General features: G+C 58.9%; 25 protein-coding genes. 9 read left to right on the top strand and 16 right to left on the bottom strand.

All coding sequences use genetic code 11. The features are described 5' to 3' along the window. Positions 1-56: 56 nt before the first annotated feature. The 3 genes from JJ917_06990 to JJ917_06980 all read right to left on the bottom strand — a co-directional run bounded on the left by JJ917_06990 (position 57) and on the right by JJ917_06980 (position 3579). On the bottom strand, positions 57-983 hold the full coding sequence (locus tag JJ917_06990) for an ABC transporter permease (protein ID MBO6698556.1): 927 nt from the start codon (positions 981-983) through the stop codon (positions 57-59). Positions 984-1058: 75 nt separating this feature from the next. Next, positions 1059-2639, bottom strand: a complete 1581-nt coding sequence (locus JJ917_06985; GenBank protein ID MBO6698555.1) for an ABC transporter substrate-binding protein — start codon at positions 2637-2639, stop codon at positions 1059-1061. A gap of 31 nt (positions 2640-2670) precedes the next feature. Then, positions 2671-3579, bottom strand: a complete 909-nt coding sequence (locus JJ917_06980; GenBank protein MBO6698554.1) for a MurR/RpiR family transcriptional regulator — start codon at positions 3577-3579, stop codon at positions 2671-2673. Between the two features lie 151 nt (positions 3580-3730). Between JJ917_06980 and JJ917_06975 the strand changes: the two genes are divergently transcribed. Then, the gene (locus JJ917_06975) at positions 3731-4846 is read left to right on the top strand and encodes an FAD-binding oxidoreductase (protein ID MBO6698553.1); all 1116 of its coding nucleotides are present in this window, start codon (positions 3731-3733) and stop codon (positions 4844-4846) included. Between the two features lie 84 nt (positions 4847-4930). On the opposite strand, the gene JJ917_06970 is transcribed toward JJ917_06975, so the two are convergent. After that, positions 4931-5854, bottom strand: a complete 924-nt coding sequence (locus tag JJ917_06970) for an ornithine cyclodeaminase (protein MBO6698552.1) — start codon at positions 5852-5854, stop codon at positions 4931-4933. Positions 5855-6392: 538 nt separating this feature from the next. After that, entirely contained in the window at positions 6393-7268 is an 876-nt protein-coding gene (locus JJ917_06965) for a PAS domain-containing protein (protein MBO6698551.1), read from the bottom strand. A gap of 131 nt (positions 7269-7399) precedes the next feature. Here JJ917_06965 and JJ917_06960 point away from each other — a divergent pair, with 131 nt between their 5' ends. The 7 genes from JJ917_06960 (at position 7400) to JJ917_06930 (ending at position 14540) form a co-directional block, all read left to right on the top strand. Next, positions 7400-8299 (top strand): 3-keto-5-aminohexanoate cleavage protein, encoded by a 900-nt coding sequence (locus JJ917_06960; GenBank protein MBO6698550.1) that lies wholly within the window; start codon positions 7400-7402, stop codon positions 8297-8299. Positions 8300-8336: 37 nt separating this feature from the next. Then, the gene (gene dctP / locus JJ917_06955) at positions 8337-9341 is read left to right on the top strand and encodes a TRAP transporter substrate-binding protein DctP (GenBank protein MBO6698549.1); all 1005 of its coding nucleotides are present in this window, start codon (positions 8337-8339) and stop codon (positions 9339-9341) included. Between the two features lie 63 nt (positions 9342-9404). Continuing rightward, entirely contained in the window at positions 9405-9902 is a 498-nt protein-coding gene (locus tag JJ917_06950; protein MBO6698548.1) for a TRAP transporter small permease subunit, read from the top strand. After that, positions 9902-11224 (top strand): TRAP transporter large permease subunit, encoded by a 1323-nt coding sequence (locus JJ917_06945; protein MBO6698547.1) that lies wholly within the window; start codon positions 9902-9904, stop codon positions 11222-11224. The genes JJ917_06950 and JJ917_06945 overlap by 1 nt, the downstream gene beginning before the upstream one ends. Before the next feature lie 89 nt (positions 11225-11313). Continuing rightward, entirely contained in the window at positions 11314-13254 is a 1941-nt protein-coding gene (locus JJ917_06940; protein ID MBO6698546.1) for a dehydrogenase E1 component subunit alpha/beta, read from the top strand. Positions 13255-13257: 3 nt separating this feature from the next. Continuing rightward, complete coding sequence (locus tag JJ917_06935) at positions 13258-13662, top strand: RidA family protein (protein ID MBO6698545.1); 405 nt, start codon at positions 13258-13260, stop codon at positions 13660-13662. After that, a complete protein-coding gene (locus JJ917_06930) occupies positions 13659-14540 on the top strand; it encodes a hypothetical protein (GenBank protein ID MBO6698544.1) in 882 nt (293 codons plus the stop codon). Before JJ917_06935 ends, JJ917_06930 begins: the two co-directional genes overlap by 4 nt. A gap of 433 nt (positions 14541-14973) precedes the next feature. Here the strand turns inward: JJ917_06930 and leuD are convergent, their stop codons facing one another. The 5 genes from leuD to JJ917_06905 form a co-directional block, all read right to left on the bottom strand. Then, positions 14974-15585: a 3-isopropylmalate dehydratase small subunit gene (gene leuD / locus JJ917_06925; GenBank protein ID MBO6698543.1), complete on the bottom strand. Its 612-nt coding sequence runs from the start codon at positions 15583-15585 to the stop codon at positions 14974-14976. Further along, positions 15582-17000: a 3-isopropylmalate dehydratase large subunit gene (gene leuC / locus JJ917_06920; GenBank protein MBO6698542.1), complete on the bottom strand. Its 1419-nt coding sequence runs from the start codon at positions 16998-17000 to the stop codon at positions 15582-15584. Before leuC ends, leuD begins: the two co-directional genes overlap by 4 nt. Next, complete coding sequence (locus JJ917_06915; protein ID MBO6698541.1) at positions 16997-17467, bottom strand: tripartite tricarboxylate transporter TctB family protein; 471 nt, start codon at positions 17465-17467, stop codon at positions 16997-16999. The genes leuC and JJ917_06915 overlap by 4 nt, the downstream gene beginning before the upstream one ends. Beyond that, on the bottom strand, positions 17460-18959 hold the full coding sequence (locus tag JJ917_06910) for a tripartite tricarboxylate transporter permease (GenBank protein MBO6698540.1): 1500 nt from the start codon (positions 18957-18959) through the stop codon (positions 17460-17462). Before JJ917_06910 ends, JJ917_06915 begins: the two co-directional genes overlap by 8 nt. Before the next feature lie 63 nt (positions 18960-19022). Then, on the bottom strand, positions 19023-19988 hold the full coding sequence (locus tag JJ917_06905; GenBank protein MBO6698539.1) for a tripartite tricarboxylate transporter substrate binding protein: 966 nt from the start codon (positions 19986-19988) through the stop codon (positions 19023-19025). A 121-nt stretch (positions 19989-20109) separates the two neighbouring features. Here JJ917_06905 and JJ917_06900 point away from each other — a divergent pair, with 121 nt between their 5' ends. Further along, entirely contained in the window at positions 20110-21105 is a 996-nt protein-coding gene (locus tag JJ917_06900) for an alpha/beta hydrolase (protein MBO6698538.1), read from the top strand. Here the strand turns inward: JJ917_06900 and JJ917_06895 are convergent. From JJ917_06895 to JJ917_06870, 6 genes are all read right to left on the bottom strand, one after another. Next, positions 21078-22019 carry a LysR family transcriptional regulator gene (locus JJ917_06895; protein ID MBO6698537.1) on the bottom strand — a complete coding sequence of 314 codons (942 nt, stop codon included), beginning with the start codon at positions 22017-22019 and terminating at the stop codon, positions 21078-21080. The genes JJ917_06900 and JJ917_06895 overlap by 28 nt on opposite strands. A 342-nt stretch (positions 22020-22361) precedes the next feature. Next, complete coding sequence (locus tag JJ917_06890) at positions 22362-23210, bottom strand: amidohydrolase (protein ID MBO6698536.1); 849 nt, start codon at positions 23208-23210, stop codon at positions 22362-22364. Between the two features lie 30 nt (positions 23211-23240). After that, on the bottom strand, positions 23241-23978 hold the full coding sequence (locus JJ917_06885; protein ID MBO6698535.1) for an SDR family oxidoreductase: 738 nt from the start codon (positions 23976-23978) through the stop codon (positions 23241-23243). Between the two features lie 27 nt (positions 23979-24005). Beyond that, positions 24006-25199, bottom strand: coding sequence for a UxaA family hydrolase (locus tag JJ917_06880; protein ID MBO6698534.1), 1194 nt, complete (start codon positions 25197-25199; stop codon positions 24006-24008). Further along, the gene (locus JJ917_06875; GenBank protein ID MBO6698533.1) at positions 25196-25522 is read right to left on the bottom strand and encodes a UxaA family hydrolase; all 327 of its coding nucleotides are present in this window, start codon (positions 25520-25522) and stop codon (positions 25196-25198) included. Before JJ917_06875 ends, JJ917_06880 begins: the two co-directional genes overlap by 4 nt. 10 nt (positions 25523-25532) lie before the next feature. Further along, positions 25533-26645 (bottom strand): mandelate racemase, encoded by a 1113-nt coding sequence (locus tag JJ917_06870; protein MBO6698532.1) that lies wholly within the window; start codon positions 26643-26645, stop codon positions 25533-25535.

The raw sequence follows: 26645 nt of genomic DNA, 5'->3' as shown, positions 1-26645 counted from the left end.
TTCATAAGAGCGCATGGCCATCGTCGCGAAAGCGCTTCGCGGCGCAGTGGTGGGGGTCATGATTTTGCCTCTCGTACGCGGGGGTCCATGGCAGCCTGCGCCACGTCGCCGATGAGTGTTCCGATCATGACCGCAAGGGCAAGCATCAGCAGGCAGCCCTGGACAACCGGATAGTCGCGCTGGCCAAGGGCGCGAATGAGCAGGGAGCCGAGGCCGGGGCGCGCGAAGACGAATTCAACCGTAACGGCACCTCCCAATATCCAACCGATGCGCAGCGCCAGAATGGTCACGACCGGCAATAGCGCATGCGGCATCAGATGGCCGAAAAGAATGGTCTTGGCCGATAGACCTTTGGCGTGCAGCAGCATCACGAAGTCTTCGCGGCGCGCATCCATCAGGGCGACGCGGGTGATGCGGGCCACCAGCGCCACACCACCAAAGCCGATGGTCAAGACGGGCAAGACCAGAGCTTGCCATCCGCCAGCTCCGGACACTGGAAACCAGCGCAAATTGACGGCGAAAAACAGGATCAGCAGCAGCGCCAGCCAAAAGCCCGGAACGGTTGAGCCGAGAAGAATGAAGCCGCGCACGAAGCGTTCGAGAATGGGGTTACGGACAACCGCTGAGATCGTGCCCAACGTCATGCCGACAATGGTGGAAAAAGCGAAGGCTAGCCCGCCAAGCACAAGGCTGTAGGGCAGGTTCTGACCGATCAGATCGGCAACCGGGCGGCGCAGCACGATCGCCTGGCCGAAGTCGCCCTGAAACATGTTTCCGATCCAGGTGATGTACTGGATGAAGAGGTTCCGATCGAGGCCGTAGAGCGCCACCAGAGCCGCCCGATCTTCCTCCGAGGAGCCGATGCGCAACAGATTGTCGATCGGATCGCCGGGCAACAGATGGACGATCATGAAGATCACGATGGAGATCGCGATGGAGACCGGAATGAGCATGAGCAGACGTTGAAACGTGTATCGCAGCAGCATTCACCGGCCTCTCGCTTGGTGGTGTGGGGTCTCCGGAGGTAGACCCCGGAGACCCAGTCGGCGTGTGCCGGACTATTCGACGACGCGAATGTCCTGCACCGTCTGCGAGCGGAAGCGGGTGCCGCGGATCGGCGTAGGGACGCTGACGGTCGTCGCGTTGAACGCGATGTTCTGCGTAGGTTGGTAGATCGGCACGAACAGGTGCTGGCTGAGCACGTACTCATGGTAGGCGCGGAAGTTCGCGATCCGCTCATCGAACGTGGCGCTTTCCGTCATCGCCACATCGTTGAGCCTTTGGCCTTCTTCGTCTTCCCACATGGAAACGTTGGGATAGCCAAGGCGCGTGCCGCTGAAGAACCAGTCCAGAATGTCTGAATTGTTCCAGTCGTAGGCCCGCACAGCCAATTGGTGTGCGTTGCGGCGATATTCATCGCGAATGGTGGAGCCATCAAAAACCGTGATCTCTGCTTCCATGCCGATCTGCGCCAGTTGCGCTTGCACGACTTGGGTCAGCCGCGTGAACTCGGTGCTGTTGGCAGTGAACAGATCCACCGATAGCCGCTCGCCGTCTTTTTCCCGCACCCCATCATCGCCAAGCGCCCAGCCAGCGTCGTCAAGCAGCGCCGCCGCTCGATCAAGGTCAGGATAGACGTTGAGATCGTCATTGACCTCCGCCTCGGGAAGCGAAGAGATCAAGAAGTTGTGCGCCGGTGCGCCGACGCCATTGTAGACCGCCGCGACGATGGCCGGTTGGTCGATGGCAAGGGTTGTCGCCTCGCGCACCCGGATATCATCGAATGGCGGCGCTGTGACGTTGATCGGCATGTAGCTGATGCCGGTGCCGGGCATCTGGATCACTTCGACACTGGCTTCGGCTTCAAGGATCTGTAGAAAATCGGTGGGTACGCCGAGCAGGATGTCGATGCCGCCGGTGCGTAGCTCAAGAAAAGCGGTGGATTGATCGGGGATTTCGCGGAATGTCACCTGGGCAAGGTGGGCCGGCCCAGTGTTCTCGGAAAGGTCCGAGCCCCACTGATAGTCGTCATGGCGCACGAGCACCGTTTCCAGGCCTATCTGAAAACTGTCCAGGCGGAACGGGCCGGTGCCGACGGCGCCAGTGACACCGAAATCTTCGCCCATCTCATCGTAGGCAGCCTGGCCTGGAATGCCCATGAAAGAGCTTGCCAGATTGTAGAGAAGGTTGGGTTCCGGTCGCGCCATCACAAAGCGGACGGTCAGGTCATCGACAACCTCCACCGACTCGATGGCCTCCACTAGAAACGCGTTCTCGGTGCCAGCAAAATCAGGAATCCAGTCGGCAACCGTCTGCGCATTGAAGGGGCTGCCATCATGGAAGGTGACGCCCGCATGCAGCTTGAAGGTCCAGGTCATGCCGTCAGCCGACTCATCCCAGGAGGTTGCCAAATGCGGGTGGAACGACTGATCGGCGTCCTGCTCGACCAGACGGTCGTAAATGAGCGAGGTCGCCGAGTTCAGATTGTTGGCGGTGATCGGATTGTAGGATGTGGCGCCAAGCTCACCAGCGGCAAAGGCAATGGTGACGTCTTGGGCAAGGGCAGGCGCTGTAAAGAGGAGACCGGCCGCTACGATAGCCGATCCTGTTAGAAGCTGAGTCTTGGTCGAATATCGCATAGGAAACATCCTTGTTGTGAAAACAGGCAGGTCAGATCTTGGGTGGGCTCTCCGGTCGCGTTGAACCAGCTTTAGAGGCAGGGCTCCCAACATGGCCGGTGAACCGGCCATAAAGGCCGGCAATCTTGTCCATCCGCGCCTCGACGTCGGGGCCAAGCGCCATGAAAACGCCGTTGACCAACAGGTTGGCGAGGCTCGCCATCTGAGCGGTTGAATCCCAGAAGAGGTTGAAGGAGGTCGGGACGACGAAAATTTCGTCGGCCACATCATGGGCCCAGTCGCAGTAGGGGTCGGTGATCAGGGTGACGTGGATGCCGGCGGCATTGGCTTCTTCTGCCAACAGGCGGGCATGGCGGGAGTAACGGCGCGCTTCGAAGATCACCAGCGCAGCATCCTGACCGTCCATCGCCAAGACTTCGGCGAAATTGCCGCTGGCCATATCCAGAAGTTGCACCCGGTCGCGCAGATATTGCAGCTGATTGACGAAAATCTGCGCCATGCCGCGTTCGGTCTGGAACCCCACGGCATAAACCGCGTCTGCTTTGGCAAGGCGTTGAACGACTGCATCGAACGCCGCGCTGTGAGCGATCTCGTAGACCGCAACCAAAGCGGCCATCTCAAGTTCCAGGCCCCGCGAAAGCTGGTCTTCACCGGCCTGGGCGCGGGCACGCAAATCGCGCAGGCGATCGCCGATCAGCCACGGCTGATCGCCCATATCGTTCTTCAACGTGTTCTTCAGATCCTTGAAACCGTCATAGCCAATGGCGCGGCAAAAACGGCCGACTGTCGGTTCGCTCACGCCCACTTTTTCAGCCAGGCTTGCAGCGGTTTCAAAAGGCAATGTGCGCGGTTCAGCCAGCATGAAGTTTGCGATCGCACGATCTGCCTTGGAGGCAGATGACAGCGCCTCGGATAGGCGATCGTGCAAGGGCTTGGCCATGAGAGGAACCTCGTCAGTTGCCCTTACGGTGAAATAAAACTTTCAACATGTCAAAGTTTTTATTTTTCTTGCATTGATGGAATTTTAGGCGCTTCACTGAACCGGCCTGCTCCATGCCGGGGTCGCGCCTACCAAAAAGGCCGTGCCAGTGATCTATGATTTCCTCGTGATCGGGGGCGGCATTTCCGGTGCATCAGCCGCCTACGAACTGGCGTCGCATGGCAGTGTGTTGCTGCTGGAGGCCGAGAAGAGCGCCGGTTATCACAGCACGGGACGATCGGCGGCGTTGTTCACGCGCAACTATGGTGGACCGGTGGTGCGCCGAATCAATGCAGCCAGCGCACCGTTCTTCAAGGACCCGCCAGATGGCTTCTGTGACGCGCCTCTGCTGACGCCCCGAGGCTCTCTGACGGTTGCTGCGCCCGGCGATGAGCAAGCCTTGCAGCCCCTGCTGGCAGCCTCCGAGCCTGGCGAAGAGGTGGTGCGTGTGAGCGTCCAAGACGTTCTTGAACGTGTCCCCTTCCTGCGACCGGAGCGAGTTGCTGATGCGGTATTTGAGGCCAATGTGACAGACATTGATGTCGCCGGACTGCATCAAGGCTATCTGAAAGGGCTAAGAGCGCGCGGTGGTGTGGTCATGACAGGGCAGCGTGTCGGCGCTTCTGATCGCACTGCCGACAGTTGGACCGTCATAACAGCGACGGAGAGTTTTCAGGCCAAGTCCGTTATCAACGCCGCTGGAGCTTGGGCGGACCAGATCGGCCGGTTGGCCGGCGCCATCCCGATAGGATTGGTTGCCAAGCGACGCACGGCGATCATCATCGACGCGCCCGATGGCACCGATATTCCCGCATTACCTGCGGTCGATTTTGCCGGCTCGGACATCTACCTGAAGCCCGACGCTGGCAAGCTGATGGCCTCACCAGGGGATGCGACGCCGACCGAACCGCAAGATGTGCAGCCCGATGAAATGGACATTGCTATTCTGGCTGACTGGTTGCAGCGCGAAACGCTGATCCCAGTGAAACGTATTCCCCACAGTTGGGCTGGCTTGCGCAATTTCGTTGCCGATGAGGCGCCAGTGGTTGGTTTCGACCAGAAATTAGACGGCTTCTTCTGGCTCGCCGGACAGGGCGGCTACGGCATCATGATGGCACCAGCCCTCGCGCAACTTACCGCTCAGCTATGTATATCAGGGCAGTCGTCGCCTGGCCGATCGATCTCTGGCCTCAATGCCAATGACCTCTCCCCCAAGCGGCTTACCTGAACAGCGGCTAGCCTGCATCTGTGGGCAAGCTTCTGTTGCCCTTCCTCGCCGATACAGCTGCTCATACACATTGCCGAAGGCCGTTTAATCGGCGGACTGCAAGATCCGCTTGGCGGTCATCAAGTCCAGATGGGCTCCGCCACCATTTTTGAAGACCGTGATTTCGTCTTCCGTGTCTCGCCCAAAGCTACCAGCAACCAGTCCATATAGGTCCGCCAAGACGGCGTCTCGCGCGATGGCACCCTCAGCCAGCGGGATCATCAATTCACCGATATGATCGAGCGTGGTCTCAAAACTATCGACGAAGAGGCGACCCTTTTGCAGCAACTCATTGTCGGCCTCGCGCATGTCCTTTTTGAACGCGCCGATAAGATCGACATGCGTGCCATCGCCGACCCACTCGCCCAGCAAAATCGGTTCCTTTGCCATGGTGGCGGTCGAGATGATGTTGGCGCGCGTGCATGCGGCCGGTAGGTCCGTAACGGCGGACACGGGCAATCCGTCCTTGGCCAGTTTCTCTGCGAGACTTTTGGCTTTTCCCGGCGTTCGGTTCCAGATTTCGATGCGGCGAAGGCTTGGGAAAGTCTGTGAAAAAGCGTGAGCCAGACTCTCGGCAACGACACCCGCGCCTAGAATGAGGTAAGACGCGCTGTCGCGCCGCGCGAGAAGCTTGGCGCCGAGCGCCGAGTCGCCTGCTGTCTTCCATTCGGTCACCAAGTCGCTGTCGAGAATGGCCTCAAGCGCGCCAGTGGTATCATCAAAGACCAACATGCCACCTTGCACGGTCGGCAAGCCAGCCGCCACGTTGTTGGCCATCACTGATACGGATTTGACGCCGAACCCAAGACCGTCGATCCAAGCGGCACGGCTAAGCAAAGCGTCCGGGCCACGCGACAGAAGCTGATCACCGATTTCCGCCTGTCGCTTTTGGTGGCCTTCGAAGAGCGCGTCGATAATGTCCGCCCAGCGCAGTTTGTCGGCAACCGTTTCCCGCGTCACGATTTTCATAGGGCCTGTGTCCTTGCTGGAATCATCCGCAAGAAACACGCGGAAAAAAGCACGCTTAGCATAGCGATTGGCGGGGCGATTGTTTTCTAGCTGCCTGGGGCGGTTTTCCGCTCGCCAAAAGGCTGGCGAACCAGGACGCCCGGATGCTCAACAGACAAAACATCCAAATGGTGAAACTTCATTGGTAGCGGCAAAACGCTACAGTCTGTGTTGCCTGCTCGCGCTAACTCCGCCGTCGTCTGATCACAACCACCTATCAGGCAATGTTGAAAATTGTTGTCTGTTCCATCAGCCCCGTCGGTCCATCGCTTTCCGAGGCAACGTCGGCTTTCTTTTGCGATCAATGCGAATGTCCGCTCCTAGCGATGAGGCGGTCACAAGCCAACTGCTCGCTTAAGTCCTTGCGAAATCGGGATTCACACACGACCGCTCATTGGGGGCAATGGCTTGCCACTTGGGCTAGTGATCGAAGTTTCAGACCTCAATCGACTAACCGAGCTAATTGAACTCTTCCACCGTGACGGCGAACAACACTTTCTCACCGCAGAGATCCGTTCCACATCTGGGCTGCATGCGTGCGATTTCGTGCTGCCAATCGCTTCAGTATCGCTGAAATGTGAAGCTTTACAGTTCCGATCGTAATCCCCAGCTCCCCGGCGATCTGTTGGTTGGAGTATCCTTCGCTCATGACGGCCAAGACCTGCCGTTGTTTGGCCGTTAGTTGTTTCAGCCTAAACCTTTCATTGTGACCAGGCTGGTCGCCGGCGGGCACATGTCGTGCCGCAGGCTCTTCTTTTTCAACGAGGTCTCGTGCGGCCGACAGGGAACGTTTGAAATCGTCAAAACGGGCGTTTAGTTCAACCGCTGCACTCAAAGATGAGGGCAGCGCTTTTATCGCGCGTTCAAGGTCATGAAGCCTCTCCGACACATCGAGTGCCGCTATTTGCGAAAAGCGCGTTTCCGACGTCTCGCTCGCACGCACCTGCGATAAGGCCTTTTGTAGGGCGTCCACAGCTTGGCGGCGATCTGTGACATCCAGCGCAACGCCGTCCCATATGACTGTCCCGTCATCAAGCCTGCGAGGGCTGCCAATGGAGCGCACCCAGCGGTAGCCTCCGCCCGGCGCCTTCACGCGAACTTCCTCATCAAGCTGGCTCAGTTCTGCAGCGGATGCTTCAAGCGCATCAATGAAGATCATGCGGTCTTCGGGATGCAGCCAACTGTGATCCACTGCCTGGGCGTTCATCAGCATGTCTGGGTCCAGGCCAAGGCCCTCTCGTATGCCATCGCTTACATAACTGTAGCGGTATTTGCCGTCGGGCGTTCGCACACGCTGCATGGTGTGACCTGCGACGGCAGCGCTGAGAAGATCGGCAATGTTAGGTTGGACAAGGGACTCTGTCGTCGAATTCATATATCCTAAGATATATGTTCTCGCGCATTTTGCAAGAAAGATATATCCTAAGGCTAGATTTATGCGATCTGTTGCGCCATCGTTAGGCGAGGCAGCCCGAAAGAGGCGGCACGTACGAATGGGAGCTGGCGGTGAGCAAGATCATCATTGAGGCGCGGGTGAACGAGCTTGCGACACGTCGCGGAAACCCGCATGTGCCTTTCCTGCCCAAAGAAATCATTGCCGATGCAAAGGCTTGCTATGGTGAGGGCGCGGCCATTGTGCACTTTCACGGTCGCAAGGCGGATGGAGCACCCGACCATGATCCTAACTTCTATTTGGAGACCAATGCCGGTATCCGCGCCCAGTCCGGCATCCTGATCCATCCCACGCTTGGCTATGTGGCCAACGACACCGATGCCAAAGGGCGTTTTGCTGCCATCGAGCAGATGATGAAGTCGGCCGACACCGCGCCGGACTTCGCGCCAATGGATGTCGGCAGCGTCAATGTGGACTGGTGGAATCCCGAAGAAGGCAAATATGACACCACCGAACTCATCTATAAGAATTCAACCAGTACGCTGATGTATTTTGCCGAGCGAATTCGGCACTACAACCTGACACCATACCTTGTCAGCTGGAATGTGGGCTTCACCCGGCAGATCGAACAGTTCCTGAAAATGGGTGTGCTCGAAGCGCCAGCCTATGTGTGCTTTTGCATGACCGATGAGATCATCTTTGCCGGGCATCCAGGCACGGAGGCTGGCCTCGACGCCCACACCGCATTCCTGCCGAAAGGCTTCGACTGCGTTTGGACGGCGGTTTCCTACAAGGGCAACTTGTTCACGCTGACTGACAAGGTTATCCGCGAGGGTGGCCATATCTCCATCGGGCTTGGTGACTATCACTACATGGATGGTGAGCGACACCTGACCAATGCCGAGGTCATCGCCAAGGTGGTTGCCCAGGCGCGCGCACTGGGTCGCGAACCGGCCACCGTCGAAGAGACCCGACAAATCCTCAACATGAAAACACCACGCATCGCGGCGTAACCGTGAGCACTCAACCATCGTCAGGGAGGACGACCACATGACTTTGAAATCCATGCTCGCCGGCACTGCGCTGGCTTCCATTGCCTGGGCGCCAGTGGCTGCCGAAGACTTCCAAATGCAAACATTCTTGAGCGCAACCGCGGCCACGACCGTTGCCTTTGAAGAAATGGCCGCCGAACTGGCCGAAACGACGGACGGCGAGATCAACATAACGGTCCTGCCGGGCGGAGCTGTTGTTGGTGCTGCCGAAACGATTGAAGCCATTCAGAACGGCATTCTTGATGGCCAATACACCGCACCCAGCTATTTCGCAGGGAGCGACCCAGCGATGGGTGTTTTGGGTGATACGATTGGTGCCTATCCTGATAGCGCAACGCGAGACCGCTGGTTCACTGAGGGTGGCGGGCTGGAGCTGGCACGCGCGCTATATGAGCAGTACGACCTCTACTTCATCTGCCCGATCTATTGGCCTTCCGAGCAAATTCCTTCCACCGTTCCCATCAACACGGTGGCCGACTTTGAGGGCCTTTCCATGCGTGCGCCGGGCGGTCTTGCCTCTGATCTTCTTAGCCGCGCTGGTGCATCACTGGTCACCATGGGCGTTGGCGAAAGCGTAACGGCTATGGAAACCGGTGTGCTTGATGCAACGGACCTTGCCAATGTCGCGCTCAACGTGGCGCTGGGCATGCATAATCAGGCAAAATATTCTGTTCTGGCACGCCATTCTATGGCTGTGACCGAGATGAGCGTGTCGCTGCAGAAGTGGAACGGTCTTTCTGCCGATAGTCAGCAAGCCTTTGAAGATGCCTGCAACAGTATGTCGGCGCGACTGAGCAGTGAGTTGCCTGACGCTGATGCAGCCGCGCAGGAACAGGCAGCCAACGAGCTTGATGTAACGTTCCTTGAGTTTGGCGAAGAAGAAGCGGCGATCTTCCGCGCGCTGACACAGGAAGTGTGGGCCGATTGGGGCAGCCGCAGCCCGAACGCCCAGGCTATCGTTTACAGCCATCAAGCGTTTTTGAGCGAGCTCGGCCTCAACTGATGGTGCTGTGCGCGGGGTCGCTTCGCCTCCCGGGCGACCCGGCGCGTCATTGGAAAGCGCCTCATGGTGTTTCTTAGCCAGTTTGCCAAGTGGCTTGGCCGCACAGCGTCGTGGTGCTTTGGAGCCATCATCCTGGTGATGGTTTACGAAGTCGTCGCACGCTACGGCTTTGGCGCCCCCACAGCGTGGGCGCACGAGGTCTCCGTTATGCTGGCCGGCTTTGCGTTCATCTTCGGCGGTGCCTACTGCATGGCCGAGGGAACGCACATGCGTATCTCGGTCTTGGTCGAAAACCGTCCAACGCTCGAACGTCTCTCGCACTGGCTCAGCGTGGCTGCCGGGCTCTCCTATCTCAGCGGGCTTGCCTACGCCTCCTGGCGCATGGCCGACCGCGCCATCTGGCGCTTCGCGTTGGATGGCACATGGACGCCGGAACGCACGGGCAGCAGCTTCAACGCGCCTGTCCCAGCGTTTCTCAAGGGCATGTTGTTCGTGGGCGCGGTTCTCTTCCTCGTTGTTCTGGTCAATGAGGCGCTGAAACGCCGCTCGAGCGCCCCCTGATGGATATCGGGACGCTCACCCTTCTCATTTTGGCCAGTATGGCGACGCTGCTCATGCTGGGCGTGCCTCTGGCCTTTGTTTCCGGCTCCATCGCTGTGGTGCTGGCGGTTACGCAGTTCGGCCTCAACTCGTTGTTCATTGTGGGCAGCCGTACGGTTGATTTCATCGACAGCTTCGCTCTGATTGCCGTGCCGATGTTCGTCATCATGGCGAGCTTCATGGAGAAGTCCGGCGTTGCGCGGGATCTCTACCGTGCGCTGCACGTCTGGGCGGGTTCGCTGCGTGGTGGTATCGGCGTGGTTACAATCTTTGTCGCCGTCATCCTCGGCGCGACGACCGGCATCATTGGCGGCGAGATCGTGCTGCTTGGTCTTATCGCGTTGCCCCAGATGCTGCGCCTTGGCTATGACAAGAAGCTGGCCATTGGGATCGTCACGGCGGGTGGCTCGCTCGGCACGATGATCCCGCCTTCAATCATTCTGATCTTTTACGGCCTCACCGCTGAAGTGAACATCTCGCAGTTGTTTCTGGCAACGCTGCTTCCCGGCCTGATGCTCGCCAGCTTCTATGTGATCTATGTGCTCATCCGCTGTGGACTAAACCCGGCCATGGGCCCGGCTTTAAGCGTTGAAGAACAGGCCATGCCGCTCCGCGAGAAGTTGGCCCTGTTCAAGGGTGTTGCGCTGCCGGTCGCGGTGGCCGGTGGTGTGTTGGTCTCTATCTATGCTGGCCTTGCGTCCATCACCGAGAGCGCGGCGCTTGGTGCGTTTGGTTCCGGTTTAGCTGCATGGGTACGCGGGACGCTGACGCTGGACATGATCCGAGAGGTCTTCATCCAAGCGATGCGCACTTGCGGCATGGTCTTCTGGCTGGTCTTTGGCACCAATGCCCTCATCGGCGTCTACAACCTGATGGGCGGGATCGATTTCGCAAGCGAGATGCTCTCAGGCATTTCAGAGAACCCCACGATTATCCTGGCGGTCATGGTGGGGGTCTTCGTCCTGCTTGGGTTTTTCATCGACTGGATCGGCATCCTGTTCCTCACAATGCCGATCTTCCTGCCGGTGCTGAGCACGCTTGGCTACGATCCGCTCTGGTTTGGAATCGTCTTCAACCTCTCCATGCAGATCGCCTACCTCACACCGCCCTTTGGACCAGCCTGCTTCTACCTTAAGGGCGCAGCACCCGAGGGCGTTACCTTGCAGGATATTTTTGCTGCGCAGTGGCCCTTTATCGGATTGCAGGTTTTGGCGCTGCTCATCGTGCTTGTTTGGCCGGACCTTTCGCTCTGGCTGCCACGTCTTGTCTATGGGGGTGGCTGATGGCTGACGTGTCCATCCTCGCCGATCTTGCCGGCAACACGACAAGCAACCGCATGACGTTCGAAGAGCAGTATGTGGCTCTGCGCCTGATGCTGCGCATCCGCCAGTTTGAGGTGCGTGCCAAGGAGCTGTTTCTTGACGGCGTCATCAAGGGCACAGCGCACTCCAGCGTTGGTCAAGAAGCTATTGCTGCCGGTGCATGTGCTGTTCTGGAACCGGAGGACTTCCTGCTCACCCATCATCGTGGGCACGGGCACACGCTTGCCAAGGGCGCGGACATGGGCCGCATGTTTGCAGAACTGATGGGCAAGCAGGCGGGCTATTGCGCTGGAATTGGCGGCTCGATGCACATCGCCGATGTGGAGCGGAACATACTGGGCGCCAATGGTATTATTGGCGCGGGAATGGGCCTTGGCACCGGGGCGGCTCTTGCCGCCAAACTGGATGGCCAGGGTCAAATCGGCATCAGCTTTTTCGGCGATGGCGCGGCCAATGAAGGTATCTTCCACGAGGCGATGAACCTGGCGGCCATCTGGAAGTTGCCGCTAATCTTCTTTTGCGAGAACAATCAATACGGCCTGTCAACGCCGACGGAGATGGTCACCGCTGGGCCCTCAATAGCTGCTCGGGGCAATGCCTACGGCGTGCCCAACACTCGAGTGGATGGCAACGATGTCGGTGCGGTGCGCCAGGCGATGGAACAAGCTGCACTGCGCGCACGCGATGGTGAGGGACCAACGCTCATTGAGGCGCTCACATACCGCTGGGATGACCATTCCATGCGCGCCAACCTGCCGGCCTATCGTACGTCCGATGAGGAGGATGCCTGGCGCAGTCAGGATCCCATCATTCGATTGCGCGATCGTCTGATTCAGCAGAAGCAGCTCGATCAGGAGCGATATGATGAGACGCTCTCAAGCACCCACGTCGAAGTGGAGGCCGCGATTGACTGGGCCGCAGCACAGGCTGAGCCGTCGCTTGAAGACGCCGCCGAACTTGTCAGCGTTCCAAGCATGGCAGCGCTATCGGTTTTGCCGGCGCCAGGGGAACGCAAGCTTACCTACAAGGAGGCGATCAACGAAGCCTTCCACCTGGAGATGGCGCACGATGAAGGCGTGATCCTGCTCGGGGAAGACATCGGCCACATCGGGGGTATTTTTGGGCTGACGGTCGGTCTGATAGATGCTTTCGGGCCGGAGCGCGTGCGCGACACGCCAATCTCTGAAGGCGCAATTGCAACGTGTGGTGTTGGAGCAGCCCTGCAAGGCAAGCGCGTTATTGTCGAAGCGCAGCTTTGGGATTTTGTGACCCTAATGATGGATGCGATCATCAATCAGGCAGCCAAGGCGCGCTTCATGCTCGGCGGCAAAGCCAAGGTGCCTATCGTGTTCCGTGGCCCACAGGGCGGCGGCATCCGGCTCGCCGCACAGCACAGCCAGTCGCTGGAGATGCTTTTTGCCAACATCCCTGGCCTAGAGGTCTATGCGCCCGCCTCTGCCTATGACGCAAAAGGCTTGATGGCTTCGGCTATCCGCTCGGATGGTCCGGTCGTGTTTTTAGAACACAAATTGCTCTATCTCGGCGCCGAACAAGCGGTGCCTGAAGAACGCTACCTGATTGAACCGGGCAAAGCGCGCATCGTGCGTGAGGGAACCGACTGCACCGTCATCGCCACGCTGGCCATGGTCGAGCGAGCCCTGCAAGCGGCCGACCGCATGGCCACTAAAGGCGTGAGTGTGGAGGTGATTGACCCGCGCACCATCAAGCCGCTCGACACCGAAACGATCATCGCAAGCGTTCAAAAAACAAACCGCGCCGTTGTCGTGCATGAGGCCCCAACCTTTGGCGGCTTTGGCGGCGAAATTGCAGCGACGATCCAGCACCAAGCGTTTGACTGGCTCGATGCTCCAGTAGAGCGCGTCGGCGCGCCAGATATGCCGGTTCCCTACAATGATCGGCTGGAGCGCGCGTTCATGCCCGACACCAAGCGCATCATCGAATCCATCCAAACCGCCTGTTACATGAGGTGATTTATGGCAACTCGGAAAGTCATCATCCCGCCGGGGATGGAAAACATTTACGACTCCTACCACTACGCGCCGGCGATCCAAGTGGGCGACACGCTTTACCTGTCAGGCCAAGTGGGGCGCGACGAAAACCTGAATGTCGTTGAGGGCATTGAGGAGCAGTACGCCCAAGCCTTTGAGAATGTCGGCAAAGTGCTGGATGCCGCCAGTGCAACGTTCGACGATGTGGTTGAGCTTGAAACTTGGTTTGCCGAAGACATGGGCAACCTTAAAATCTTCATGGCTGTGAAGGATCGCTACTTCACCAACCGCTACCCAACGTGGACGGGCTTTGCGGTGAAGGGCTTCTCGATGCCAGGCATCATCGTCGAGATCAAATGCAAAGCGGTGTTGGGACTGGCAGACGAATGAGGCGTGACCTTCAGGCACTTCTGGCATCCGATGAGACAAGCCTGGGCACCTGGACGCAGATCGCCGCGCCCGAGCTTGTCGATATCATTGGCCTGAATGGATTTAGCTTCACCATCATCGATTGCGAGCATGGCATCTTTGGTATGGAGACGGCGGAGAACCTGGCGCGTGCCACTGATGCCAATGATATCGCCTGCGCGGTGCGCGTTCCCACCAACGATCCTGTGACCATCATGAAGGCGCTGGACGCCGGCATTCGTCATATCGTGGTGCCCAATCTTGAGACGGCCGAGGGCGCGGCGCTGGCCGTTGCGGCGACCCGCTTTGGCCCGCACGGGCTGCGCGGTGCTTGCCCCTGTTGCCGCTCCGGCGGCCACTTCATCCGCAACTGGGAAGCCTATGTAGCGCAGGAAGAAGCGCGCGTTGGGATCATCGGCTTGGTCGAAACGCAGGCCGGTTACGACAACATCGAAGCGATCTGCGCAACCGCCGGATTGCGCGCACTAATGTTTGGGCCCTTCGACTTATCTGTTTCCATGGGCCACAACGGCAACTGGCGACATCCCGATGTTCTGAACGCCGTGGAGGCCATGGTCCGATGCGCTGGCGACGCTGGCATCCCGGTCGTCATGCCGGTTTTTTCCCCCGATCCGGGCGAGTGCAAAGAGCTCATGGCGCGATGGCAAGCGGTCGGCGTGAGCACCTTTGTTATCGGCTCGGACAAGATCTTGATCGCGAACGCTTTCGATCAATGGAGCCAGGTCTTAGCGGGCAGAAATAGTTCGAAGTACCCTGGCAGCACTTTTGCGTCAGAGGGACTGAAGTGGTGGAACGGTACTCAGGTCTCGTTGGCTTTGTCTGGACTGACGATTTGTTAAGCCCTGTATTTTTCAATGCTTTGCCACGTGACCGTTGCGTCCGCTGCGGGGATGCTACGAGCGAAACAAATCGGATGTTCGCGGTGACGAGGGTCGAAAACTGACACTCAAATGGTGTCGATATTGCCGACTTTATGAGTGTAGCAACAATCATCTGTGCTTGATCAATCCAAAGGTCTCGAGACGTTAGTGCAAACGGCGTGGCATTTGAACTGATCACGAGAGTATGAATCGCAAAATTTATAGTTATTTCAACAAGCTAACCATTTGACGGAATGTGGCTCTCGCAGCTTGGAAAACCTGCGAAAACTCAACTTCTTAGACGCTCAAGAATTGATAGAGTGGGAGTAGGGAACGTGTCGTTCGTCATCCCCCCCCAGGTGTTTGAGTTCGACCACGTTGTGTGAGCTGATAGCCCGGCTGTTCAGAAGGTTTATTGGCCCCAGAGCCAGTTTTGCGCGTTGCGCTGCTCAGACTCGAAGTCTTTGATTTCATCGGACAAGGCAAGCGTTTGGCCCACATGATCGACGCCGGTCATCAGGTTGCGTTTGCGCGCCTCGCCAATCTTGAAGGTAATCGGATCAAGGCTCGGAATTTCAATCGTTTGGTTCGGCAGATTGATCGTGAGCGTCGCATCCTCGGGGTTGGCGACACGATCCAAAAGCGTCGCCACCTCGTTTTCTGGCAAGGTGATCGCCAACAGGCCATTCATCTCGCAATTGCCAAAAAAGATGCCTGCAATTGTGGGTGCGATGATCGCGCGAATGCCAAGCTGCATCAGGCCCCAGACGGCGTATTCCCGGCTCGAGCCACAGCCGAAATTGTCGCCGCACACGAGAATTTCCGCGCCAACATAAGGCGGTTGGTTGAGAATGAACTCAGGGTTTGGCTGACCATTTGTGAAGCGCAGATCGTGAAACGCGCCTTCGGCGAGCCCCTTCCGGTCGATCCGTTTCAGGAACTGTTTGGGCATGATAACATCGGTGTCGATGTTGGGCTGCGGCAGCGGCGCGGCAATGGCGGTGAGCCTGGTGAATGGAGTCATGATGCGCTCCGATCCATGGCCCGAACGTCGGCCAGATAACCAGTCACAGCTGCGGCAGCGACCATCTCCGGGCTCATCAGATGGGTGCGCGCGCCCTTGCCCTGTCGGCCTTCAAAGTTGCGGTTGGTCGAACTTGCGCAGCGTTCGCCATTCGCAGCGACATCATCGTTCATGGCAAGACACATGGAACAGCCCGATCCGCGCCATTCAAAACCTGCCTCAAGAAACACCTGATCCAATCCATCCGCTTCAGCGGCAGCACGCACCTGCTTGGAGCCTGGCACAACGATCGCCGTAACCTGCGGCGCCACGGTTCGGCCTTTGATGATGGTTGCAGCGCGGCGCAGGTCTTCAATGCGGGAGTTCGTACACGAGCCGATGAACGCCCGGTCGATGGGAATCTCCGTCAGCGGCGTGCCCGGATTGAGGCCCATATAGGCTAAGGCGCGTTCGTCGGCTGGCGACTGTGGTGAGGGGACGGAGCCGGATATAGGCTGAGCTTGATCGGGTGACGTCCCCCAGGTGACCAGCGGCGCAATGGCCGTGGCGTCCAGGGCGACTTCGCGTGCAAAGGCCGCATCAGGATCGCTTTTCAATGTGCGCCAGTAGGCGAGGGCACTGGTCCAGGCGTCACCCTTTGGTGCGCGATCACGACCCTCAAGATAGGCGAAAACCTGATCGTCAGGCGCGATCAATGCGGCTCGCGCTCCAGCCTCCACAGCCATGTTGCAGATCGTCATTCGACCGGCCATGTCGAGCGCGGTAATCACCTCTCCCGCAAACTCAACGGCAAAGCCGGAGGCACCTGCTGCACCAACTTCAGCGATGAAGGCCATCACGATATCTTTGGCGGTACAGCCCGGTCCGAGGGCGCCGTTGATGGTGACGCGCATCGGCTTGAGCACCGAATAGGCAAGTGTTTGGGTGGCCAACACATGCTCGATCTCCGATGTGCCGATGCCGAACCCAAGCGCTCCAAACGCGCCATACGTGGTGGTGTGGCTATCGCCGCAGGCGATCACCATGCCAGGCCATGCCATGCCATTTTCTGGCACGACGATGTGTTCGATGCCCTGCCGCGGATCGAACAGGTCAAACAGCTCAATATCATGACGCTCACAATTTGCGCTGAGCGTTTGGATTTGCAGTCGACCGCCCTCATCCTGAATGTCCTCAACGCGAGCCACAGGGCGCGTTGGATTGACATGATCAACGACGGCGAGGTGGGCGTCCGGTCGCCATACCTCACGGTCTGCCGCATGCAAACCAGCGAAGGCCTGCGGCGAGGTGTACTCATTCATGATGTGAAAATCGACGTAGAGCAGCACCGTTTCATCATCGATGCGACGCACAGTGTTTTGGGCAACAAGCTTTTCGTACAGAGTGAGCGACTTGGCACTAGAAGACGGGATCATGGCAGGTTGACCTTTAGGAACTGGCCGAAAACCAGAGCAATAAGCATGACAAGGGTGATAAGTCCGGCCGCTTGGATCAAAAGCCCACGGCGTGTGCGCTGCTCCTGCTCGGCAACAAGGCTTACGAGCAACGCTCCAGCGATAGAAACCGGGACGAAGCCGACCACTGGAAGAAACACCGCCCAGCCAATAAGGACCGCAAGAAGCAGGAGAGGACGTGCGACTGTCCCAACCGCGAAGACCGGTGCGGGTTGCCAGATGAACGCTCGCGTGGCCAGTGCGATGGAGCCCAGCAACAAACCCATACTCGCCAACGTTGGGAACACACGACCCATGACCGACATGGCATTTGCCTCCCACATCGCATAGGCTCCAAGCGCGAATAGAACGAGCGCTGGCAGCATGTCGCGATGACGCAATCGTGCTGCCGCTCCATCCGAAGCAGCACTAGATAGTTCATCAGACATGGCGCGTCTCCTTGCGGGCGGCGCGTCTGTCCGACCAGATCGGCCATAGCAGCGTGAGAAGCGTGAAGAAGATGATTGCCAGCGAGATCGGGCGGCCAAAATATTGCCCCCACAGATCGCCAGATGCTGTGCCGATCAGCCAGGCTTGCACAAAACCCTGTTCCGCGATCGGTCCGAGAATCAGGCCGAGCACGATGGGCGAAGGCTCGAAGCCATGACGTAGCGCCACCCACGCGAAACCGCCGAGAATGACCATCATCAGTACGTGCATTACGTTTTGCTCAACGGCGAACGATCCAATGACGATGAGAACGCCAATGGCCGGCGCCAGCGCGGATTTCGGAATGGACGAGATCGCGTGATAGGCGGAACGGCCAATAACGAGGCCGGTTGGGATCATCAGCACCGTGGCAATCAACAATCCGAAGACAAATGTGAACACCAAATCGGCTTGCTCGGTGAAGAGCTGGGGCCCAACGCGAATGCCCTGAACGAGCAGCGCACCCAAAATCACCGCATCTGGCGGTGTGCCCGGAATGCCCAGCACAAGGGTTGGCACGAACCCACCGCCGACCGTTGCCGAGTTGGCGGATTCCGAAGCGATAACCCCGTCAGGTGCGCCCTTGCCAAAGTCTTTGCGGTGTTTGGATGTGCGCCGCGCCTCCGAATAGGCAACCAGCCCTGCCACCGCACCACCAGCGGCGGGAAGGATGCCGACCACTGTTCCGACCACGGATGACCGGACCAGATTGAACTTGCCGCGCCACAAATGCCCCAAGGCTTCGGGTATGCGTGTGCCGCGTCCACGTTCGGCACGCTCAATATGCGGATCGCTGTTGCCAACCATATTGAGAAGCACCGGCACGCAGTAGATGCCAATAAGCGCCGGGATGATGTGGATGCCGCCCAATAAGGCTGGTTCGCCGAAGGTGTAGCGCACATCGCCGCCGATGACGGCCGACCCCACGGTTGACAGGCCAAGGCCAATAAACCCGCCAATGATGCCTTTCAGTGTCGCGCCGCGAGACAAAACCGCAATCAGCGACAGGCCAAAGATCGCCAACCAGAAGTATTCCACCGGCCCAAAGCTCAGTGCGATGGTGGCCAAGGGCGGCGCGACAATCAGGAGTGCTAGCGCACCGACAATGCCGCCAAAGGCCGATGCAAAACAGGAGATGGTGACAGCCAAATCACCGTCGCCGCGCTTGGCCATCGGAAAGCCATCCAGCGACGTGGCGATGGCGGCTGGCGTGCCGGGCGTGTTGACCAAAATGGCGGCATAGGCGCCGCCATAAATGGCCCCCGTATAGACCGCACCCAGCGCGATGAGCCCCGACGCCGGGTCCATGGTGAAGGTGAACGGCACAAGCACCGCCACGGCCATGGTGGCTGAGAGGCCGGGCAGCGCACCGATCAGTGTACCAAGTACGACGCCAACAAACGCGAGCACAAGATTGAACGGCGTCAGCGCCGAGAGGACGGCTTCGAGCATGAAAACCTCGGAAAAAGAGTGCGCCTGGCGGGATCGTCAACCGCCAGGCGCAAGGCAGAGACGCTAGGCGCCGCGCAAAAGCTCGATGGCCGATGCGTAGGCAGTTTTGCGCTCTTCGAGGAAGGCTGGGACCTCCGTAAGGGGGATATCCGCCAGCACATAACCGGCCTCGATCATCTGCTGCTGGAAGGCGGGGGTGGCGTTGATTTCGCCTATGATGTCTGACAGGCGCTGCTTAATGTCCTCGGGCGTTCCGGCCGGTACAGCCACACCGCGATAAGCCCCGCCGACATGGTCGATGCCCAGTTCTTTGAAGGTGGGCACATCGGGCATGGCGGCCACACGCTCCTCGGTGGCCACGGCAAGGGTGCGCACCTGGTCACCGGCATTGATGCTTTGGGTGGTATAACTCATGCCTCCGCCAATCTGGCCACCCAGCACTGCCGCCATCGCAGGTGCCGATCCGCCAAAGGGCACATAGGTGACGCGGCTGTCGGTTAGCTGGCCGAAGATGGTGGCCGCCAGATGGTTGGCGGTGTTGGTGCCTGAACCGCCAAGGGTCAAAGCGCCCGGATTGGCGGCCGCGAAGTCGATCAGATCCTGCAGCGATTGATAAGGGCTGTCGGCCCGCACGATCACCGCGTCTGGCGTGTAGTGGAAGAAGTAGACATTGTTGATCTGATCGATCTGATAGCCAACATCACGCAAGGCCGGTTGCAGGATGGTGTGCGGTACGATCGTGTTCATGATCGTATGGCCATCGGACTCCAAACCATTGAGCTGCGCCCAGGCCGTGGCACCGCCCGCGCCTGGGCGGGAACTGATGACGACGCTTTGCCCAGCAATTTCCTCCATGAACGGCTGCTGGAAGCGCGCGGTAACGTCGCTTTCGCCGCCGGGATTAAAGGGAATAACGTAGGTTATTGGCCGTGATGGAAAGGATTGAGCGCGCAGAATGCCAGGGGCAGCCAGCGTGACGGCACTGCCGGCCAACAGGCTTTGCGCAAAGGATCGACGTGTAAGTTTCATGGTTTTCCTCCCGTTGTTTCCCTGCAAGGCTAAGGGCACCGAGGCGGATGGATTGAGCGGAAACTATTGTGCAATTTTTTGATATAAATGGCCGCAGTGCGCGTGTGAGATGACCGGTGTGATGACCGTGACGGGACCCAGCGCCATGATTGACCCTGTTCGCATCCTCAGCGATGCGCCTTATGCCGAGACGTTCTTTGATGGGTTCGACGAAAAGCTCCTGTCGATTGATGGGTCGGAGGTTTTTATCCGCATTGGCGGCAGTGGACCGGCGATTCTGCTGTTGCACGGCTACCCGCAAACCTCGGCGATGTGGCACAAGATCGCCCCAGTTTTGGCGGAGCGCTACACGGTGGTTTGTGCCGATTTGCGCGGCTATGGACGCTCAGCCAAACCGACCAGCGATGCGCATCACAATGCCTACTCAAAACGGGCTATGGCGACGGATCTGGTCGGTGCGATGAATTCACTAGGGCATGAGCGTTTTTTGATCGGCGCCCATGATCGCGGGGCTCGCGTTGCCCACCGTTTGGCTGCCGACCATCCTGACAAGGTTTTGGGCCTTGCAACGCTCGACATTGCGCCGACCCGTGAGATGTATGCTGACGCGACCTCCGCCTTTGCCGCCGCCTATTGGCATTGGTACTGGCTGATCCAACCAAGCCCGATGCCGGAACAGATGATCGGTGCCGATCCCGACTATTTTTGGTGCAAGAAATGCTGTTCAGGTTCGGCTGGTGCGCTCCCCTTCGATCGGCAAGCGCTTAATGAGTATCTGGCGGCGTTTCGTGATCCGGCGGTGATCCACGCAAGCTGTGAGGATTATCGCGCCGCCTATGGCGTCGATATCGCGCATGACGACGACGACCCTCAACCTTTGCCGATGCCTGTTCTGGCACTCTGGGGCGATAAGGGGGCCATCGAAGCACACTTCAATTGCCTGTCGCTTTGGCGCAAGCGGGCCAGTGATGTACGTGGGCGCAGCCTGCCGGGGGGTCACTATCTGGCTGAAGAGTGTCCCGGAGCGGTGCTGGCCGAGTGGCTGCCCTTTTTCAATCAGATTGTCGACGCTGGCGCAGAGCCGGCGCCTCAATTGGAAGCCGCAAACCGCGCTTGAATCCGTGCGGACTCTTCGCGTGTGAGATGAAGAAAGGCACGCAAGGTTTCACCATCATCGCTTTGGCGCCAGGCAACCCCAAACTTGAGGGGTTCAATAGCGCTATCATAGCGGAGGAAGGTGACGCCTTTCACCGGCGTTTGCGTGGTCCATTCCGGAACCAGGCCTGCACCAACACCCTGCGCAACGAGCGCCAATAGCGTTGATTTCTCCAATACCTCCAACTCGATGTCCGGTTGGACATTGGCGGCCTCAAAGCTTTGTAAAACCATAGCCGACAGCAAGGGGCGGGCGTGACGCGCATAGGTGATCAGCTTGGTGTCTTGCAAATCCGGCGCCGAAAGTGAGCTGCGTTCAGCAAGCGGCGACGAGGCGGGCAAGGCGACAAATACATCCTCCTCGAACAGCGTCTCCCAGTTGACGCCCTCTAGCGTTGTGGGCGGGCGAAAGAAGGCGACATCAATCCGGTGGCTGAGCAGTTCTTGAACCTGCTGTTTGGACGCCGATACTTCCGTCAGGGGCAAGCGAATCTCCGGAAAACGCTTTCGAAACCGGTCCATCACGGGTGGCAGAAACCAAACAAGGGCGGCGTCTATCCCACCCAAGCGCAAGCGATTGAGGCCTTCCGATGCTGCAATGCTCGCCCGCTCCACGCCTGTGTTGAGCCGTTCAATCACAGCCCGGGCTTCATCGAGAAACACCGCACCGGCCTGAGTCAGGCTGACATGGCGTGTCGTGCGAAAGAGCAGTGGGAAGCCGAGCTCCTCCTCAAGGCTGCGCACCTGGGACGACAGGGCCGTCTGGGCCATGCCGAGCCGCTCCGCTGCCCTGCGAAAATGCAGCTCTTCAGCGACTGCAATGAAGGATTTCAGTTGGCGCAAATCCATAAGGTGCAACTGTGCACCCTGCACCATGATCTGTGAACCGGCCTTCCGGCCCTTTTGGGGTTGAGAGCGACTGGGGTCGATCGCCAAGATGGATTTCGCTATCGCGCGTTAGTCTGGCTTCTGAAGCAGGGCCAGCGCGGCCTTAAGGATGGCATCGACACGATGTTTGGCATTCTTGCTTGCTAAACAGAAGAACTCAGCGACCTCGCGTGCCGACGACGAAACGTCAGACCCGTTCGAACAGTACTCAGCTGACAGCCTATACAAAGGAGCAACACAGTCTCGTTCGATCGCGGCCAGCTTCTCCTTCAATGTGCAGGTCGTCCTTGCCAGGACCTAAAAAAGCAACGAACCTAGGCGTGAGCGGTGCTAAGCTTCCTTCAGATAAACCCGCTGTGCATTGGCTGATCCGATCGCCTTTGCCTCGTCGGGTGACAACGACGCCAGGATTTCCTGTGTGATGCTGAGCCAGCACGGCAGATCGCTGGTCATGTTGACCACCGGCCAGTCGCTACCCCATACCATACGGTTCGGGCCAAAGGCCTCAAGCACATGGTCCACAAAGGGTCGGATGCTCTCCAAATTGGCGGCGTCGGGATTGCAGTAGGACAAGATGCCCGACAGCTTGCAGTTCACGTTTGGCATCTCGGCCAGCGCACTCATGTCGGCGCGCCACGGGTCCAACCCACCACCGGCAATATCAGGCACACCGCAATGGTCGAGCACAAGCGTTGTGTTGTCACAGACTTTTGCGAGCTCACGCGCGATGGGCAATTGGCGCGCCAGAAAGCACATGTCGAACACTTTGCCCGCCGCACCAATCTTGCGCACGTTGGTCCGGAACGTGTTTGATTGCGACATCGCGTCATCCACCACGTGGAGGATACGGCGGAAGCCAACAATGCCCAGTTCACTGGCCTTTTCGAGCTCCGCATCAAATCCGTCATCGCTTTCCGGGCGGATGGTGGCGATGAGCCCGGCAATGCCGCTGCCCGGCTGCTTGGCAATGGCTGCAATGAAGGGCGCTTCCTCGCTCCAGCGCTCATCATCCACCGCTGCTTCCATGAACAGCGTGCCGTTAACGCCATGGCCGGCCGTCAGGCTCTTGTAATCCTCCAGCGTGAAGGACTGTCCTGCCAAGGCAGGGATCCCTGAGGTCCAGCCATAGGGTAGGTCGTCGGCGTAGACCAAATGTTGGTGCGTATCGATGAGCGGTATCATGGCGTTCTCCCTTGGTTTTTCGCGCTGTCAGATGTTGGACCAGCCGCCGTCGATCACATGGGCGACGCCGGTCGTGTAGGCGGACTCATCGCTCGCCAAATAGACGACCAGGGCGGCGATCTCCTCGGCCTTGCCGATGCGGCCGATGGGTTGGCGTGCCACAAAGGCCTTGCGCGCCGCTTCATAGTCGCCAGTTGCTTCCAGGCGCTCATGGAGCGACGGGCTTTCCACGGTCCCTGGGCAGATCGCGTTGCAGCGAATGCCTTTCGCGACAAAATCTGCCGCCACGGCTTTGGTCATCCCGACCACGCCAGCTTTTGTGGCGCCATAAACAAACCGACCGGGTGCCGCGATTACTGAGGATGCCACCGACGCCATGTTGATGATCGACCCACCGCCGTTCTCCAACATGCCGGGCAAGAAGGCGCGCAGCATGCGGTACATGGCCGTCATATTGAGATCGAGAGAGAACGCCCATTGATCTTCATCGCAATCCAGGATCGTGCCTGCCGCGACGAACCCGGCGCAGTTGAACAGAACGTCGGTGCGACCGGCGTCGCGGGCTGCCTGCATAACGGCGTCAGGATCGCGCACATCCAGTATTTGCGTTTGCAAGCCCTGGTCGGTCAGTTCCGCCAGAGCGTCCCGGTTGATGTCGGTTGCAACCACATGTGCGCCTTCGGCCTGCATCGCCAGCGCGGATGCCCGGCCGATGCCTTGCCCTGCAGCGGTCACGAAACAGCGTTTGCCGTTTAGTCTTCCCATGGATGGTCCTTCTTGGATTGTTGCGGTTCAAACCGGCAGGCACGATGGCCCGATGGGTTCAAAGCTCTTGTAGGTGAGAATGAATTCGGTGTGTCCGAGGTCTTCGGATTTGGTCGGTTCACCGTCGGCAACGCGGATGGTCAGGTCGAAGATCTCTCGCCCCACTGTTTCCAGCGTGGCTTCGCCAGAGATCACGCGGCCGGCATTGATGTCCATGTCCTCTTCCAGACGCTCATACATTTGCGGGTTGGCAGCAATCTTGATGACCGGTGCGAGCGCAGACCCGACCACCGAACCGCGCCCAGTGACGAACAAGGTTATCAGGGCGCCAGAGGCCATCATCTCGACGATTTCAGCATTGTCGGAAATATTCGGGAAGCCAAACCGGACCTCCCCATCGGGAACCACGTCCATAAGATAGAGGCCACCGCGCGGCGGGATGTCACCAGGTTTGATGAGACCTGATATCTGGGACTGACCGGATTTGGCATAGGCGCCCAGCGACTTTTCTTCGATGGTGGTGAGCCCACCATCGGCGTTTCCGGCTGCAAAACTTCCAAAGCCAAGGGTCGCATAGTAGCGGGCGGCCTTATCAACCGCCGCGCGCAGTTCCTGTCCGAGTTCCGGCGTGGCGGCGCGTGACACCATAATGTCCTCGCAGCCGATCAACTCACCGGTTTCTTCAAAGATACAGATCGCGCCCTGCGCCACGAATTGATCAAAAGCGAGTCCCACCGCCGGGTTGCCGGAAATGCCCGATGTGCCATCGGAGCCGCCGCACACCGTGCCGATCACCAGTTCCGATACGTCCATCGGCACGCGCTGGTCGCCTGCCAGCACTTCAATAGCTTCGACAACAAAGGCACGGCCTTGGGCGATGGTGGACCGTGTGCCGCCGTCGCGCTGGATCACAATTGTCGCCACCTTCCTGCCGCTGTCTTTGATCACCTTTTCCAGCTGATGCCGGTTGAAGCTTTCGCAGCCCAATGACACCAACAGCACGGCTCCCACGTTGGGATGCGTGCACAGTCGCTCCATCATCGACTGGGCATACGGGTTGGGAAAACAGCCGGGAAAGCCAACGACATGCGCATCCTCCGGTGTGGGCGCTACGATCTGGCGTGCCACGTGGTGAGCGCATTCCACCAGATAGGCCACGGCCACCAGGTTGCGGATGCCTTTGCGCCCATCGCTTCGCAGATATCCGGTGAGTTGCGTCATGCGTTTGCTCCCAGATCTGATTGGTTGTCGGCAAGCGCATACGTCGGCGTGTAGTCGCTTTTCAGGTTGTGAAGATGCACATGGTCGCCCACCGCGATGGCCTGCGTCGTTGAACCAATCGGCGCACCGTATTTGATCACTTTCTCGTTCGGCTTGATCGCTTTGGCGGCCAGCTTGTGGCCCATGCCGACACGGCTCACCACGGTCACCGGCTGACCATCGACCATGATCCTCTCGCCAGCCTCGATGGCAGCGCGCAGCACGTAGACCGTGTCGCCAGGAGCCAACATCAGCAAGCGTGGGTCGGTGTCTGGCTGGGTCATGGGGGCCGCGCTACAGCCGTTCAAAGGTCGTGTTGTCGATGAAATCCCAGTCCAGCTCGATGCCAAGACCGATGCCCTCGGGCATGGTCGCAATACCATCCTTGATGGGCAGAGGTTCTTTGAGGCCGAAATCAAACTTTTCCATTGGCCAAAGCAGCTCGAAATAGCTGGAGTTGGCGACGGCGCCATTGAGATGCAGGTTCACCAGCTCCAGCGGATGCAAAATCGTGGTGTGCAACTCGCAATTGGCGTGGAACGCTTCGGCAAGCCGCGCGGTTTTCAGACTGCCAGTGATGCCGCCGGTCCAGCTGGGGTCGGCACGCACCACGTCGACCACGCGCGTCGCCAGACACTCGGCGATGGAATAAGGGTGCTTGGCAAGAACTTCCGTCCCAACCACAGGGATATCCAGCACCCGGGTGAGCTCGCGCAGTGCGCCGAACGCTTCATCGGGCAGGGGTTCCTCAAGCCAAAGAAACCCCAGCTTCTCGCATTCCCGGCCAAAGCGAATGGCCTCCTCCAGCGTGTAGGGTTGCACTGGATCGGCCATCAGCGTGAAATCATCGCCAACGGCGGCTCGTACGGCGCGATGGATCTCTATGTCCTCATCCACGCTGCGCCCGGGAGGGTGCGTTTTGTAGGCCTTCATACCAGCCTTTTTGACGGCCAGAGCCTCGGCGACGTAAGCGTCAGCGTCGGGTAGCACGAGCGAAGAGCAATAGACCGGCACTTGGCTGCGCGCGCCACCAATGTAGCGCCACAAAGCTTGCTGCGCGGCCTGGGCGCCTAGGAGCCATAGGCAGCAATCCACCGGGCCATAGGTGTAGATTGGCAAATGGTGCCACCAGCGGTCGGCAGTGCGCCAATCCTGCCAGGCTTTCTCGCGATCGAGCGCGTTGCGGCCAACAAAAAAGTCACGCAACGATGCGGCGGCCAAATGGCCTGCGCCCAAGGCTGATCGGCCGGCGAAACCGAACATCGAAGCCGAAGAGCCATCCTCACAGGTCAGCGTGTAGACCAGAAATTCCATGCCCGGCTTGGCCTGCGCATCGCGGCCTTCGTGGCCCTCCATGAGCGATCCGTCATAGTGACAACACCGCACGTCAAACTCGGTGATCTTCAT

The sequence above is a fragment of the Hyphomicrobiales bacterium genome (assembly GCA_017642935.1).
Classification (GTDB): Bacteria; Pseudomonadota; Alphaproteobacteria; order Rhizobiales; family MH13; genus MH13.
This window is presented reverse-complemented; position numbering and strand designations above follow the sequence as displayed.

Bases quoted from the DNA above. Each gene is read 5' to 3' on its own strand.
- JJ917_06940 (MBO6698546.1), top strand. From the start codon at position 11,314: ATGCTGCGCATCCGCCAGTTTGAGGTGCGTGCCAAGGAGCTGTTTCTT.
- leuD (MBO6698543.1), bottom strand. From the start codon at position 15,585: ATGACTCCATTCACCAGGCTCACCGCCATTGCCGCGCCGCTGCCGCAG.
- JJ917_06950 (MBO6698548.1), top strand. From the start codon at position 9,405: ATGGTGTTTCTTAGCCAGTTTGCCAAGTGGCTTGGCCGCACAGCGTCG.
- leuC (MBO6698542.1), bottom strand. From the start codon at position 17,000: ATGATCCCGTCTTCTAGTGCCAAGTCGCTCACTCTGTACGAAAAGCTT.
- JJ917_06970 (MBO6698552.1), bottom strand. From the start codon at position 5,854: ATGAAAATCGTGACGCGGGAAACGGTTGCCGACAAACTGCGCTGGGCG.
- JJ917_06895 (MBO6698537.1), bottom strand. From the start codon at position 22,019: ATGGTGCAGGGTGCACAGTTGCACCTTATGGATTTGCGCCAACTGAAA.
- JJ917_06910 (MBO6698540.1), bottom strand. From the start codon at position 18,959: ATGCTCGAAGCCGTCCTCTCGGCGCTGACGCCGTTCAATCTTGTGCTC.
- JJ917_06985 (MBO6698555.1), bottom strand. From the start codon at position 2,639: ATGCGATATTCGACCAAGACTCAGCTTCTAACAGGATCGGCTATCGTA.
- JJ917_06900 (MBO6698538.1), top strand. From the start codon at position 20,110: ATGACCGTGACGGGACCCAGCGCCATGATTGACCCTGTTCGCATCCTC.
- JJ917_06875 (MBO6698533.1), bottom strand. From the start codon at position 25,522: ATGACCCAGCCAGACACCGACCCACGCTTGCTGATGTTGGCTCCTGGC.
- JJ917_06915 (MBO6698541.1), bottom strand. From the start codon at position 17,467: ATGTCTGATGAACTATCTAGTGCTGCTTCGGATGGAGCGGCAGCACGA.
- JJ917_06930 (MBO6698544.1), top strand. From the start codon at position 13,659: ATGAGGCGTGACCTTCAGGCACTTCTGGCATCCGATGAGACAAGCCTG.
- JJ917_06945 (MBO6698547.1), top strand. From the start codon at position 9,902: ATGGATATCGGGACGCTCACCCTTCTCATTTTGGCCAGTATGGCGACG.
- JJ917_06880 (MBO6698534.1), bottom strand. From the start codon at position 25,199: ATGACGCAACTCACCGGATATCTGCGAAGCGATGGGCGCAAAGGCATC.
- JJ917_06965 (MBO6698551.1), bottom strand. From the start codon at position 7,268: ATGAATTCGACGACAGAGTCCCTTGTCCAACCTAACATTGCCGATCTT.
- JJ917_06885 (MBO6698535.1), bottom strand. From the start codon at position 23,978: ATGGGAAGACTAAACGGCAAACGCTGTTTCGTGACCGCTGCAGGGCAA.
- JJ917_06905 (MBO6698539.1), bottom strand. From the start codon at position 19,988: ATGAAACTTACACGTCGATCCTTTGCGCAAAGCCTGTTGGCCGGCAGT.
- JJ917_06980 (MBO6698554.1), bottom strand. From the start codon at position 3,579: ATGGCCAAGCCCTTGCACGATCGCCTATCCGAGGCGCTGTCATCTGCC.
- JJ917_06870 (MBO6698532.1), bottom strand. From the start codon at position 26,645: ATGAAGATCACCGAGTTTGACGTGCGGTGTTGTCACTATGACGGATCG.
- JJ917_06935 (MBO6698545.1), top strand. From the start codon at position 13,258: ATGGCAACTCGGAAAGTCATCATCCCGCCGGGGATGGAAAACATTTAC.
- dctP (MBO6698549.1), top strand. From the start codon at position 8,337: ATGACTTTGAAATCCATGCTCGCCGGCACTGCGCTGGCTTCCATTGCC.